The 14,321-nt window shown below is 62.1% G+C and carries 8 protein-coding genes; 1 reads left to right on the top strand and 7 read right to left on the bottom strand.

Annotated features, from left to right (window positions below; all coding sequences use genetic code 11):
* Position 1 precedes the first annotated feature (1 nt).
* The 7 genes from TSACC_RS00140 to TSACC_RS00110 all read right to left on the bottom strand — a co-directional run bounded on the left by TSACC_RS00140 (position 2) and on the right by TSACC_RS00110 (position 13,455).
* Positions 2-2,020, bottom strand: a complete 2,019-nt coding sequence (locus tag TSACC_RS00140) for a beta-L-arabinofuranosidase domain-containing protein (protein WP_075077378.1) — start codon at positions 2,018-2,020, stop codon at positions 2-4.
* Between the two features lie 6 nt (positions 2,021-2,026).
* The gene (locus TSACC_RS00135; RefSeq protein ID WP_075077377.1) at positions 2,027-3,307 is read right to left on the bottom strand and encodes an SGNH/GDSL hydrolase family protein; all 1,281 of its coding nucleotides are present in this window, start codon (positions 3,305-3,307) and stop codon (positions 2,027-2,029) included.
* Between the two features lie 19 nt (positions 3,308-3,326).
* The gene (locus TSACC_RS00130; RefSeq protein ID WP_075077376.1) at positions 3,327-4,430 is read right to left on the bottom strand and encodes a glycoside hydrolase family 5 protein; all 1,104 of its coding nucleotides are present in this window, start codon (positions 4,428-4,430) and stop codon (positions 3,327-3,329) included.
* The gene (locus TSACC_RS00125) at positions 4,427-5,290 is read right to left on the bottom strand and encodes an alpha/beta hydrolase (RefSeq protein WP_075077375.1); all 864 of its coding nucleotides are present in this window, start codon (positions 5,288-5,290) and stop codon (positions 4,427-4,429) included. The genes TSACC_RS00130 and TSACC_RS00125 overlap by 4 nt, the downstream gene beginning before the upstream one ends.
* Positions 5,291-5,307: 17 nt before the next feature.
* Complete coding sequence (locus TSACC_RS00120) at positions 5,308-8,880, bottom strand: glycoside hydrolase family 2 (protein WP_075077374.1); 3,573 nt, start codon at positions 8,878-8,880, stop codon at positions 5,308-5,310.
* 183 nt (positions 8,881-9,063) lie between these two features.
* On the bottom strand, positions 9,064-12,234 hold the full coding sequence (locus TSACC_RS00115; protein ID WP_075077373.1) for an alpha-mannosidase: 3,171 nt from the start codon (positions 12,232-12,234) through the stop codon (positions 9,064-9,066).
* A 12-nt stretch (positions 12,235-12,246) separates the two neighbouring features.
* Positions 12,247-13,455: a glycoside hydrolase family 130 protein gene (locus TSACC_RS00110; protein ID WP_075077372.1), complete on the bottom strand. Its 1,209-nt coding sequence runs from the start codon at positions 13,453-13,455 to the stop codon at positions 12,247-12,249.
* 175 nt (positions 13,456-13,630) lie between these two features.
* Between TSACC_RS00110 and TSACC_RS00105 the strand changes: the two genes are divergently transcribed.
* Complete coding sequence (locus tag TSACC_RS00105) at positions 13,631-14,281, top strand: hypothetical protein (RefSeq protein ID WP_075077371.1); 651 nt, start codon at positions 13,631-13,633, stop codon at positions 14,279-14,281.
* Positions 14,282-14,321: the final 40 nt, after the last annotated feature.

The raw sequence follows: 14,321 nt of genomic DNA, 5'->3' as shown, positions 1-14,321 counted from the left end.
GTTACTTTTTCACGCCTCCCCCGGCCACGCGGAACATGCTGACCCGGAAGGCCGTCGATCCAAAGGGAATAAGCTCGATGTCCTGAATCTTGCTCTCTCCGATCGCCACGGGCTGCGCAGGCAGGGAGAAGTCCTTTCCAAACGGCGCGGGTATTGCCTTTACCCGCAGGCTCAGGGGCGGCGTGGCCCAGGTCCACGGGCTGGGCATGGGCCGGTGCGTTACCTCCGGCACGGCGCCGGGGATGAGGGCATACTGAAAGTCGAAGCCCGGCGCGGGCTGGTTCAGATCGCCGTCCCTGGTGGGAATATTCAGGGCGAAAAGCAGCGGCCCGTAGGTGGCGAAGGAGAACGGGGCCCCGTTCGCGCATTGGCCGACGTGAACCTTGGGCTGTGAGGGGAGCTGCAGGTTGACCACATCTCCTGCCGCCCAGTGACGGCTGACCTTGAGGAATCCCTTGTCGACAGTCACCGCGACGGTCTTGCCGTTGATCTCGAGCCTGGGATTTTCGCACCACGCTGGCACGCGCAGGTAGAGGGGGAACTCCACGGGGCTCCTCGGCGTGATCTCGAGCGAGATTTTATCGGAGAACGGGTAGTCTGTACGCGACGTGATGGAAACCTCGGCGCCGCGCACGATGGTGGTGACGGTGTTCGGACCGTAAAGCACCGCCGCGAGCCCCTGGTCATCCGTGGTCATCCACTGGTGCATGATGTAATTGGGCAGCAGCCGGGCGATGTTGCCCGTACAGCAGAGCGGGAATTGCTTCGGCGCATAGTCGGGGCTGCCTCCCACGGACATCTTCTTCGGATGCTCGGCGTCGATTCTATTGGGGCTGAGGAAATACACGTGACGATGGAAGTCCGGGGCGATGCCGCCCGGTCCGGCATTGAAGAAATCGCGCTCGATCCGATCTCCGTAAGTCGGTTTGCCCGTGATGCGGAGCAGCCAGAGCGATGACCACATGTAGTCGATCGCGTTGCACATTTCCGTGGTGGAGAAGGGGCCGATGCCGCCGAGTTGCTCATGCGCGCTGGTCAGGCCGTAGGGGAGCATTTCGTTTTGCTCCATGTCGTCGTAGCTCGCCTCGGAGAACTTCAGCCACCGGTCATCGCCGGAGTACTGGTAGCCGATGGCCGGGATTTTGGTCGACTCGTTGAAGGTCACGGCGTGGCCGTATTTGACGCCATAGAAGCGGCGATCTGTCTTTCCCGTGGCCAGCCCCTCTTCATGCCAGGCGAGGCGTTCATCGATCTCGCTTTCCTGGGCCCGGATGATGGCGAGGGCGTCGTCCCTCAGCTCGCTCCGACCGCCGAGGCGATACGCCTCCAGCATGATCTCGGCGTTATTAGGCTGGCGACCGGGATGGGCGATGAGGGAAAAGGTTTTCCCTTTGTCATTCGTGGCCGCGTTGAAGCGCGCATAGTCGGCGTAGATTTTTTCGATCGCGTGCAGGTAGCGAGGGTCATCGGTGGCGGAATATTCCGCGAGGAGGGCCCGACCCACCACTGCCATCGGCCAGTGGGCCCATTTCTCACCCTCGTTCCACATCGCGGGGCTGCCATCCATGGGGACGCCGGTTGCTTCCACGCGTTTCAGGATGGCGTCATAACGCAGGCGGCATTTCGCCAGGAGCTCCTTGTCACCGAGCAGGTGGGCGAGGCGGGTGGCGCCATCGAGCCAGTACCCGGCTTGCTCCAGGGCGTAGCCATTTGGGCGGTCTCCCGGCTGCATCCCCTGGCTGTTTGCCTTGATCGAGGCATCCAGCCAGCCCTTTTCGAAAGCCGGGTCGAGCTGGTCGGCATGCCCCGGGATTCCATTGACCGCCTCCTGGCACCAGTCTTTCATCCACCCCGTCGGCTTGACCGCGCCGAGCGGGAGCGGGGTGAAGACCGGAGCTTTGACATACTCCGTGCGGTGTGGGTCGCAGAGGGCGGGAAGCACGAGGAAGACCGCTGCCGGCAGGGCCAGCCAGATCGCGGGATTTCTGAGTAAACCGGGGTTAGTTCTCGGAGGTATCATCTGGGCCTAGAGGGATTCCACGATGATGCGATGTTTCACGGGGACGGCGAGCTCGGAAGATTGTTTCCGCAGGGTTGCGGCAGCGCCGACGATTTTCTCCGGGAGCTTCTGGAAGGTCGGCTTCTCGTCGGGCAGGCTCTTCGACCACTGCGGGAGGGAGTGCAGCAACTCTTTGGAGAGAATGCCTTCGTCGACCTGCTTTTGCCGGATCCTGGCCTCGGCATCGGCGAATGGCTGGCTGAAGGGATTCTCCGGGAACTCGGCGGCGAGGTTGATGCCCTCGGCGGCCTGCTCGGCGGAAAAGGTCTTCGAGTTTTTGCCCCAGGTGATCTTCACGCTTTTCCCGGTCGGGTTCTTCACCACGAGTTTAAAGCGGTTCAGGTCATTGTTAAAGGGGATGAATTCCGTCATTCCCAGGTTGCTGTCCGGCTTGGAGGGGTCGCCGGAGAAGCAAAACGGATAGCGCGACGACTCGACCTCGACGAAATCCTTGCCGAAGGAGACGACCTTGTGGCCCTCCGTGGCCTCGGCCTTTCCAGCCTTCTGGTCGAACGTTATGGTGCCGATGTCGCCGTCGCAGCCCAGCGCCTTGAGAAAGGCATAAGCCATGATGAGATGGCCGTTGCGATTGGGGTGCACGCCGTCGCCGCCAGCCACGTTGTAATCCTTGCCATACTTCGCCTTCGCCCGGGCCATCGCGTCGATCATCAGCGAGTGGACGTCGGCGAAGCCCACGCCCTCCCTGGCGGCGACTTCCTTGCCGACATTGCCGAGTTCCTTCAGCGTATTGTTATAGACGGCGGGGTCGAGCTTCATGAAGGTGTCGGTATCGACTGCGCCCGGGGTGCCGATCACGATATCGCGCACGCCCGCTTTCTTCAGCCCGGTCACGATGTCGGTCATTGCGGCGCGGTAGGTGTCGTAGATACTGCCTTTGCCCGCGGTATAGCTGCCGTCGTTCATCCCGTAGCAGAGGGTCACGACATTGGGCCTGAAGACGAGGACATCATTCTCCATCCGGCCCAGGAACCCCGGGGCTCGTTCTCCACCCCAGCCAAACTGCTGCACCTGCAGCCCGGCGGCGGGGCGGCAGAGCACCAGGTAATCCTCGATATATTGGGAATAGAGACACTGCGCCGTGATGGAGTCGCCACAGACCGCGACGAAATCCCCGGCCTTCAGCATTTCCCCGCGAGCGGAGGCGGGCAGGGATGCCACGAGGCCGAGTGCCGTAAGAAGGAGGTGTGTTTTCGCGGATCGAAGGATGGGCAGGAGACGGGGTTTCATAGGAAAAGGCAAATGCTGGTTACCTGGCGGGTTGGGGCGCGGGGCTGGCCATGATGCGGGCTACGGGAGCCCAGAGGTCGCTGTATTGACAGGAATCATGGGAAGGCGGCGGGCCGAGGCCGGTTTTGTCAACCTGGTTGTAAGGGTTGCGGGGATTGTCGGTGAGCGTCTTGAGCGCCCACACCATCCACCCGACATCTTCCTTCGCAAAAAACGCCAGCATTCCGGCCTGGAATTTCCGGCAGACGGTTTCGCTCTTGTTCCACTGGGTCGCGCCGAATTCCGTGCAGAGGACCGGCACGCCATGTTTATTGCGGAAGGCGGTGACATCTTTTGCGACCTCCCAGGGGTTGTTGTCCTCCGGGTACTCGTGGAAGGTGAAGGCGACGTTGTGATACGGCGCGTCCACGGTTGACGCGACGTCGCCCCAGGTCTTTTCCATGGCCCGGGCGTGGCTCCAGTCGCAGTTGCTGAGGAAAACGATGTGCTTTTGATCGACCTCGCGGATGGCCTTGAGGCAGCGGGTGAGAATGCGCCGGGCATCGGCGGGATCGATGTCGTGAGGCTCGTTCATGATCTCGTAACCCAGCACGAAAGGCTCATCTTTGTAATGCGCCGCGACTTTTTTCCAGGCGTCGGTCCATTGCTGGATCTCGTCTTCGTTCCACAGGCGGGACTTTTGCTTCTGCCGTGCCGTGGCCTCGTCGATCGCCGCGCTGAGATATTCGTGGCCATCGAGGATCACATGGAGCCCCTCTTTTTTCGCGGCCTGCACGACCGGATCGATGAAGGTGCGGATATGCTCCTCAATGTCGATGGGGCGGTCGCCTTTGTTATTAAAGAAGCGGGTATAGAAGGCGAGCCGGACGGTATTCAGATCATGACTCCTGCAGAATTTCATGACCTCTTCGTCCTGCGCCTTGATGATCACATCCCGGCAGTAGCCAATACCCACCGGGATGAAGGGACGCTCTCCGCCCTCGCTGGAGGGCGAGGTGACGAACTGCGCTCCCCTGGCGCGAATCCATGCCCAGTCATCCTCTGCCCATGCGGTGGGCAGGAGTTCGGCAGACAGCGAGGCCGTCCAGATCGACGTAAGGAGAAGGGCGCGGGGGATATTCATCGGGCGGGAGAGGGGAGGTTGCTCAGCCAGGCGGCGCAGAGGTCGGGCCACGCCTTCACAGGGAGGGATTTCTGACGCAGCGCCCAGGCATGTCCTCCCTCGGAAAAGATATGAAGATCGGTCCGTACGCCAGCCTGATTCAGCGCCTCGAAAAACCTCAGGCAGCCGGGAGCGCAGAGTTTGTCATCCTGCGTGACAGCGATGAAGGTCGGAGGATAAGTCGAGAGATTGGAGAATTGCCCGGCGAGTGCGCCGGTCTTGTCCGTCAGATAGGCCGGGTAGATCAACGCGGCGAAATCCACCGCGGAGCTCTGTCGGTCGACCTCATCGATGGCCGCGTAGGTCTTTTCGGCTCCCTGGGCCGCGGTGGCGGCGGCGAGGTTTCCCCCGGCGGAGAATCCCATGATGCCGAGCCGCTCGGGGTCGATGTTCCATTCTGCGGCGTGCGAGCGGATGAGGGCCATGGCGCGCTGCGCATCCTGCAGGGCGCCGGCTTTGTTATTCGGGACGCGGTATTTGAGCACGACACCGGTCACGCCCAGCGAATGGAGCCAGGCCGCGATCTCCGTCCCCTCCTTGTTGATCGCGAGATAGCTGTATCCGCCACCCGGGCAGATGAGTACGGCGGGGCTCGGGCGAGTCGTCTTTGCCGCCGGATAAACCGTGATGGTCGGCGCGCTGACATTGGTCGTCCTCTGGACGTCGTCATTGCGCGCAGGCAGGTCGGCTTCGGGCTCTGCGGAGATTTCTCCCGGCGGTTTGCCCGGCCACACCGGCACGATCAAGGGCGCAGGTGTGGACTGTGCCAGGCCGACCGGTGCGATGGACATCAGGAGTGTGAGGAGGAGGAGGCGATACATCGTCGAGGCGCGCGGAATCAGGTCGTCACGGTTCCCTCTTGCGTGGTGTGACGCTGTTCCACATTCCCCACGTCCGCAATATAGGCGAAGAGGTTGGCCTCGAGGCGGGCGGCGATCGGGTCGTTGGCCACCGCGGCGGGATTCATCTCGCTCGCGACGATGAGCCCTGACCCGAGCTGGCATTCCCAGAGCGGAGTGCCGGTGTATTCCATGATGTCCTCGGGGTTGTTCAAATAGTTATGATAATCGCAGAACTGCGCGAGGATCGTTGTTCTCGGATGATCCCGATCCAGCCGGAAGACGCCTTCGCAGGCGAGCGCGGGCGTTGAGCCATCCGAGTAAAACCAGGCGAGGTCGCGGCTCTCGATGCCATCAAAGACCGGAGACTCCGGCAGGAAGGCATGGACGATCTCACCGCGCACCTTCCGGTAGGATTTCACGATGCCCGGCAGCATGATGGGAAGGAGCTTCCCGGCATTCAGGAAGAGCAGGCGACCGCCTCGCTCGACATAGGAGCGCAAGGCGGGGAGATGCTGCGCGACGCCCTCGTCATCTCCGCGAACGATCAGGTAGGGAGTGGCGCCCGGGGAAACCGTCGAGTCCCGATGAGGCGTCCATCCCATGTGGTCAGCCGGAGACTTTCGACCAGCCAGCGATAGCGCGGCCCACTGGCGGGTGGCCACCAGAATGCCGTAGCGATTTTCCGTCACCGTGCGGCCATCGATCACGAGACGCAGGCGCAGGTCGGCCTCGCAACGACCCTCGACACTGCGCGGCATGACGAAATCCACGGGGATGCGGGTGTTGGAGTAATAGTCCATTCGCGGGGTCGCCTGCGTTCCCGTCGAGAGTACGCGTCCGGATGGATCGACGATCTCCCAGATGAGGGTGCCAGCGGCGAGGTCGGAGGCGTCGGCGGCATCGTTGATCAGGACGACCGTGCGGCGAAGCGTGTCCCCGCAGAAGAAATGCAGCCCGGCAAGTTCCACGCTGACCAGCACAGGCTGAAGGGCGAGCTTCAGCGCGTGGTACGGCGCCCATGGTGCGGGCGAGGTGGTGTGAACGTCTTTGAACCAGGTGAGGTAGGAGAAGTTCAGCGCACCCGCCGCCAGGTCGCGATTCGTGCGGCGGATCGCCTCGATCGTCTCCTTGGTCGTAAAGGCCAGCCGGTTGAGGAAATGCGCGGGATCATTGTGCTCGTACGCCAGATCGCCGATGAGGGCGAGGGGCGTGCCGTGCTTGTAGAGATAGAAGCGCACGGGCAGACCGTCGTCATTGCGCGCGTAACCGGACGAGAGCTCCTGGCTGATGAAGGGGCGATCGGGTGAGGCAATTCCCTCGGCAAACTCCCCATGGCACGCCGTCGTGTAGGACGGGTGATACCAGCTGTAGTACTGGTGCACGTCATCGACATCGCCATCGTCAAAGCCGCCCGGCCTGACCACGGTGTCGTAGCCCTCCTGGTACTGGCGGCGGACATAGCCGGAGTCTGCCACGATGGGCCGCGAGGGATCGAGCTGCCGCACGGTCTGGATCATGCGGGTGACGATCTCCCATTTCCGCCGGAGCATTGCCTTGTCCGTCTTGTCGAAGAGATAAAACTTCATCTCGTTGTTGATCGTCCAGAGGATGAGGGACGGGTGGTTGCGATATTTGCGAACCAGCGAGGAAAAGTCATCGTACCAGGCATCGAGCAGCGCCGGGCTCGGCGGAGCGCCGTTGAGCATGAGCCACGGCCAGATGCCCTCGAATGAAACCAGCAGCCCCTGGCGGTCGGCCTCCTCGGCCCAGGCCTTGGTCAGCGGGGCGACGTGAAAGCGCGTGGTGCGGATGTTTCCCTCGCGGGCCAGCGCGATAAAGTTTCGGGCCACCTCGCGGTCGTTGGGACGCAGCCCGTGCGGGAAGTGATTCGCCCCGCGCAGCCAGTACGGTTGTCCGTTTAGGTAAAAGCGGTTGCCCCGTGTTTCAAAGGTGCGAAAGCCGAAGGTCGTCGTGTGATGATCGAGCATCTCCCCGTCTCGGTGCAGCTGGATTTCCACCTCGTAGAGATGCGGCGCATCCGGATGCCAGTGCAGCGGGGACACGGTCGGGAGATCGAATTCCAAAGTCGCCAGCTCGGCCGCACTGGCCTCGGCGACAGAGTCGTCCATGATCAGGATGTCTCCGGTCTCGAGATGGCGTACGGCGTAACTCACGCGCAGCAGGCCCGTCGCGATTTCCTCCGGGACATCCAGGGAGACCGCGATGCGAGCGGTGTCGAGGGCGGGCTGGACGAAGACCTCGCTGACCTTGATATCGCGCGTCACGATCAGCGTCACCGGCTGCCAGATGCCGGCGGGATCGTGACAGATGATGTCCTTGGGCAGCGAAGACGTCATGTCGACCGTCACCTCGACGGACTCTGCGATGCCCACGATGCGGTCGTCCTTGACGGAAAGATTCTCCGGGTTGCGCAGGACCTGCACCGCGATGACATTCTCGCCCGCGTGCAGGTGCGTGCTGGCGTCGATCCGGACCTCTCCAAACATGCCGACGTGGGAACCCGCGAAGCAGCCATTGATCCACACCGCGCAGCTCTTGGCCACCGCGCCGAATCGCAACTCAAAGCGCCGTCCGGCGATGTCTTCCGGCAGCACCAGGTGGTGACGATACCAGGCTTCCTGGGTTGTCTTCCAATCGAACCCGTAACCCTCCACGCGAGCCATCTCCTCCAGCCACACCTTGTCATTGATCCCTTTGCTGGACGACACGCCTTCGAGTTCGTGAAAGGTGGTTTCGCCGTGCAACCAGGAGAGAAAGGGCGTCCAGAGATTCGGGACATCGATGGTGTGCCAGTTCGTTTCATCACAGGAAACGGCGCGGGCTTCCTCCAGCGAACTGCCGGGCTTGACGGGGCGGAAGAGCCAATATCCATCCAGCGAGATTTCCTCGCGGACGGAATGGAGCGAGCTGACCGTGAGCGGGTGATAGTCCGCGTGGCGGAATCCCGGCGTCAGCCTGTTTGTCGCCTTGGGGGCAGCGGCCATCGCCCTGGCCTTGACTCCTGGCTTGATCGAGAAGTGTGTGATTTCCGTGGGGAGATATCCGCCGCCGAGTACGGCTGAGCCGCAGGTCCAGCCTTTGTCATCATCCACCACATCGAGGCGCGGGCTTTCCTCGCCATCGAGATAGACCTGGATGCGCAATCCGTCCAGCACCACGCGGAGCTCATACCACTTGCCGACGACCGGGGCGAAATCGAGCGGCGCGATTCCCAGAAATCTTGCTCCGCCATCGGGGGCGAGTCGGGCCAGATGGAGGTGGTTATTATTTCCACCCCGCAGAGCCACGGTATAGCGCGAGTGCCGGTCGCGGCAGCGAAAGCCCACCCACGCCTGCACCTCTGCCGCTCCCTCGGGGGCTCTTAGGATGAACCGCAACTCCCCATCGCCGTGTGTCTCCGTCTGGCGGAAAAACCCTCCGGCGATGATCACCGAGTCCTCAGTGCTTTCCACTCGGGCGCGATCACACAGAATCCACCGGCCCGGCAGGCTCCTGGGTAGATCGTGCTCGCGTTGAGTCTGGGAAGGGGAGGCGTCGGAGAGATTCATAAGTGCGGCTGCGGCTGGCAACCGTAAGTTTCGAAAGAGGACGTCTCTCCCACAATAAGGGCGTTACGCACCTCGTTGCTAAAGTGTGATTTGATCTGACTGCCACACTGCGACGCTGATTCGTTAAGGAGCACGAACGTCGATCAGAAGAATCGACGGGGCGGGCAATCACGTCTCGTGCCGTCAGTCGGAGACCGACGTTGCCTGTTGATGCATAAGGACACGAAGGGTGATGATCTCGAAAGCCCGATAGGGCAGCGCTATTAAGCAATTTTCTGAAGAAAGCGTGCCTATAGCCTCCTCCAGCATGTTGGTGCGCAGCACCTCGGCGGGTTGTCTTGAAAACCGGATGGCCGTTTGGCCGGAGGCTCGTTCGCACTCATAGAGACGCACGATAAAGCCATTTCCATCCTCGGCGGGCTTGACGGCTTCCACGATGATGTTGGAATCTTCGACCTCCAGAAGAGGCCCGGCGCTCACGTCCGCTGCGCCTCCGATCCGCAGCGGAACATTCAGCTCGTAGGCGGGACGAACGACGCTGTCCGCGCGGAAGCCCCCTGCATGCGGCACGAGTGCATAGGTGAACCGATGCAGGCCGTGGTCGGCCCTGGGGTCCGGCAGGCAGCCGCTTTTGAGTAGAGTGAGCCGTATCTCCGCGCCCTCGACCGAAACGCCGTACTTGCCATCATTCAGGAGCGCGACCCCATAGCGGCTCTCCGAGACATCGGACCACTTGTGATTGCAGACTTCGAACATCGCCTGCTCGTAGGAATTTCGCGGACGCGTGGTTCGCTCGATATGGCCAAACTGAATCTCGTGGCGGGCCGACGAGGCGACGATATTCACGGGAAACGCGACTTTCAAAAGCTGGTGGCGCTCCTGCCAGTCGACCTCGGTTTCAAACTCGATGCGGGTGGAATCCGCAAAGAAGATCACGTCCTGCCGGAGTGTTGACTGCTTCCCGATGCGATAGGTGCTCCGGAGGCGGAATTGCAGCATCCCGTCGGCCACGACCGCCCGCGAGATCAACTCCCGCTGGGGCGCCATCTTTCGGCGCTGGTCGGCATCGATGTTCCAGTTGTCCCACGATTCCGGGACGTCCTCGCCGCAGAGGAAGGTATTCAGCGCAAGACCGTGGGCGGAAATCTCGCGGTCTGCCTTCCGGTCGCGGAGCGATCGGAGGAATCCCGCCTCATCAAACTCGACCCGCAGCAGAGGAGTTTCCAGGATGGGGGATGTCCACCGGAAGGCGGAGCCTGAGGTGGAGACGCCAGGGGTGAGGGAAAGCGTCGAGCCGCTCAGTGCAGGCACGCTCCAGCCTTCGACCAGGAGGAGCGGGCGGTTTTGCAGATCCGTGACACGCTGGCAGCGCAGCGAGCCATCGGCAGGAATCAGGCCCTGGCCGGGATCGGGAAGAGTCAGGACCCCGGAGCGCTCCCAGCTCAGCGTATTCCATACCGTGACGGCATCCCCCTCGGGATGCCCGAGCAAGGTGGTGCAGACGCTCTCGGCTCCGGCGACGACCTCGGTCAGTTCGCGGATGGCCCGGGTATGGACCTCGGGAATCGAGGTGCCGGGCAGGATGTCGTGAAATTGATTGATGAGCAGTGTGTCGTAGAGCGCGGCGATCTCCTGCCGGGGCGAGGGGAGGGCGCGGAGTCCGGCCAATGTCGCGAGAAACTCCGCGTCGCGGAGGGCGAGCTCCGCCTTGCGGTTGCTCCGCTTGATCGCGGCCATCTGGGTGAGCGAGCCGCGATGTCCCTCGAAGTACAATTCACCGTGGTAGGCCGGCACGTTGCGGGATGTCGCCTCCAGCTCCGTCATGAATTGACTGACCGTGGTGTGCCCAGCTTTCGGACAACCCTCCAGGTCGACACAGCGCCGGGCCATCTCGATCATTTCGAACTGCGGCCCGCCGCCGCCATCGCCGAAGCCGTAGGAGATCAGGCGACGGTCGTTGACATCCTTGTGCAGGACGTAATTTTCCACCGAGCGGAAATCCTTTGGCCCGCCGCCCTCGATCTTGTTGATCAGCGTCGCCGGGTCGGGCCAGCAGTGAATGTCGTTGAAATGAGTCAATACGCGAGACCCGTCGAGGCCGTGCCACCAGAAGGTGTCGTAGGGGAAGGTATTGGACTCGTTCCAGGTGAGCTTGGTCGTCAGGAAATAGCGGATGCCGCAGCCGTGCAGGATTTGCGGGATGGCGGCGCTGTAGCCAAAGGTATCCGGCAGCCAGAAGGTGTCGGCGCGATAGTTGAAGTGCTGCCGGGTGAAGGCCTGCCCCTTGAGGAACTGGCGGATCATGGACTCGCCGCCCGTCAGGTTGCAGTCGCACTCGATCCACATGCCGCCATTTGGCTCCCAGCGCCCCTCGGCGACGCGTTGGACGATCTTTTCAAAGATCGCCGGGTAGTATTGCCGCATCCACTCCGCATGCAGCGGCGTGCTCTGGATGAAGCTGTACTCGGGGTACTGCTCCATGAGCGAAAGGGCATTGGAATACGTGCGGGCGCATTTGCGGATCGTTTCGTCGATGGGCCACAGCCACGCGGTATCCATGTGCGAATGGCCGATGAGCGCGGCGCTCGGAGCTGAGGAGCCATTGCGCGCCTCCAGCAGCGGGCGCATGGTTTCACGCGCCTGGCTTAATGCCGGCAGCCAGTCGCCGACAGCCTGTTCATCGGGGAACTGAGGCGCCAGGTCAAAGATCGCCGCCAATCCCCGCGCCACCGCGCCCCGGCGGAAACTTTCCTCCGGCAGGCGCTCCCAAAGCTGGCAGAGCGCGAGGAGATCGAAGACGAAATCCTTCACCTTATCGCGACGCTTCATCACAGTGAGGGATTCATAGGTCCGCTGGAAGGTCGGTTCCTTGATCCCCTGGCGGCGTTTGTTCTCCAGGGCAAAGGGCTGCGTGCCGGGGATCGGATGTCCGGCGTAGCTCTCCAGGGCGATCTCGACCGTCGCGCCCATCTCTCGCGGAGCAGTCAGCAGCAGGGTGTGATGCCCTCCGAGCGCGGCGGCCTCGACCGGGTGATTGTAGATGCCCCGCGGTTCGCCGTTGACCCACAGGAGGGTTTCGAGCGCACCCGTGCACGCGCGGAGGTAGAGAGTTTCACCGGCGAGCGAGTCGTCGATGTGCAGGCTGCTGCGGAACCATGCGGACTCCCAGGCTTTTCCCCAGAGGAAGCCCGGCTCGACCTCCCGCCATCCCGCCTGGGCATCGGGCACGCTGCGCAGGTGCTCCCGGGTTTCCAGCGCCTGCACCGGCAGCACGCGCATCTGTTCAAAGATCAGATGCGCATAGGTATCCACCATGCGGCGGACTTTTTTGACGAGCTGCGTTCCGATGATCATGAGGGAAAAGCGCTATTTCTTTCCCGCGAGGATCTGCTGGTTGCGCCGGATGAGGGCGAGCCGCTGATCGAGGCAACGGCGCGTGGTCAGGCCGTCCTCCGGGGTGTTCAGGCACCAGTCGACGAGTTTGTCCACCGTGGTGCGCGCCACATAGCAGCGCGTGTCGGAGCCGCCGTAGTAGATGAGCACCGTGCCGTCGGGCAACTCGACCCAGCCATTGGTGAAGGTGACATTGGAGACATCGCCGATGCGCTCGCCCTCGTACGGGGCGAGGAAATGCCCGCCGGGCTGCGCGATGATCTTCTTCGGATCGTCCAGCGAGGTCATGAAGGCATAGAGCACATAGCGCAAGCCCGAGGCGCAACCGCGCACGCCGTGGGCGAGGTGGAGCCAGCCGTGCCTCGTCTTCAGTGGCGGCGGTCCCTGGCCGTTCTTCACCTCCTTGATCGTATGATAGGCGCGTTCGTCGATGATCTCCTCCTTGCCGGTCTTGCCCGAGGTGATGTCGCGGCAGAGCGTCCAGCCGATGCCGCCGCCCGAGCCCACATCGATGAAGCCATCCATCGGGCGGGTGTAGAAAGCGTACTGACCTTTCACAAACTCCGGGTGCAGCACGACATTGCGCTGCTGGCTCGACGGAGTCTTCAGGTTGGGAAGCCGCTCCCACTTTTTAAAATCCCTCGTCCGCACCATGCCCGCCTGGGCATCCGCCGAGGACAGGTCGGCGGCAGCGGCTTTCTTCGCGCGCGACTCGGAGCAAAACACGCCATAGATCCAGCCATCCTCGTGAAAGGTAATGCGCATGTCATAGACATTCGTCTCCGGCTTGACCTCCGGCAGATCGAGCGGCTCCGGACAGAAGCGGAACTGGTCAATGCCATTGGGCGATTCCGCGATGGCAAAGAAGCTCTTGCGATCATACCCCTCCACCCGCACGACGAGGCAGACCTTGCCCTTCCAGAGAAACGCGCCGGGGTTCAGCGTGGCATTGATCCCGAGGCGCTCCATGAAAAAGGGATTCGTCGCTCGATCAAAATCATACCGCCATTCGATGGGCGCGTGGGCAGCGGTGAGCACGGGATTCTGGAAACGCTCGTACACGCCGTTGTCCCAGGAAAAGTCGACGGGATTGCGACGGCGGAGCAGTTTTTCGTGAGCGGAGCGGACCTCGCGGACACGCGAGGCAAAGGAGGATGTAGCGGTTCGTTTAGCAGGGGCCATGATGCAGGACCGGGTGTTTCCCGATGAGGCCCGAGGAGTGCCAGAAGCCCTCTGAAAACACAATGTACCGGGAACGCACCTCGTTGCTCGGACGCAACGGGGTGCGCGTTACGGTGTTTGATCTGCCCGAGCGATGGGATAGACTCCGCCGTGATCACTTGATCAACTTATCGCCATGAAATTTCTGTTCCCCTTCCTCGCTGTTCTTATGAGTCTCGGCAGTCTGTCCGCCGCGGACCCTTTACTCTCTGTAGATTTCAATGCCGGGGGCCGCACGCCATCGGCGACCGCGGCGGGTTTTCAGCCTTTCGATGTCACGGTCGCCGAGGTCATGGGGCCGATCGCTGTCTCGTATCCGGTCAATGATTCGTTTTACTCCGGCCCGGTCACCGTGACCATCACGACGGGCAAGTCGGAGGAGGACACCGGACGCATGACCGCCCGGGCCTCGAAAGAAGCTTCCGAAGCGACCGATGGAGGTGCGGTCGCTCTTTATGGGGATAACATTATTAGTGTAGACAAAAAACCCCTCTTCATAACGATCACGGGCCTGAGGTCGGGGAAGAAATATAATGTCGATTTCTTCGCTTTCAGCAAGACCGCCTCGGGACACGAGCAGTTCACGGATATCACCACCGGTGAGCCTGCGGACATGGCGGAGGCGGAGTGGAATGGCGAGGTGGAAATTACGAACTCGACTCCTCTGGATCAGTATCAGGCGACGCTCGGTGTGCAGGCTGATGCGAAGGGAAAAGTACTCATCAAGGTGACTAACAAGGATAGCGCACCTTTCCTGAACGGGCTTCGTATTTCCGAGGCCAGGTAGCGCAGACGCGTCAGGCAGTTTTGAGACATGTGTCGGCAAT

The sequence above is a fragment of the Terrimicrobium sacchariphilum genome, assembly GCF_001613545.1.
GTDB lineage: Bacteria > Verrucomicrobiota > Verrucomicrobiia > Chthoniobacterales > Terrimicrobiaceae > Terrimicrobium > Terrimicrobium sacchariphilum.
The sequence above is the reverse complement of the archived record's forward strand: the minus strand, read 5'-3'. Positions and strand labels throughout refer to the sequence as shown.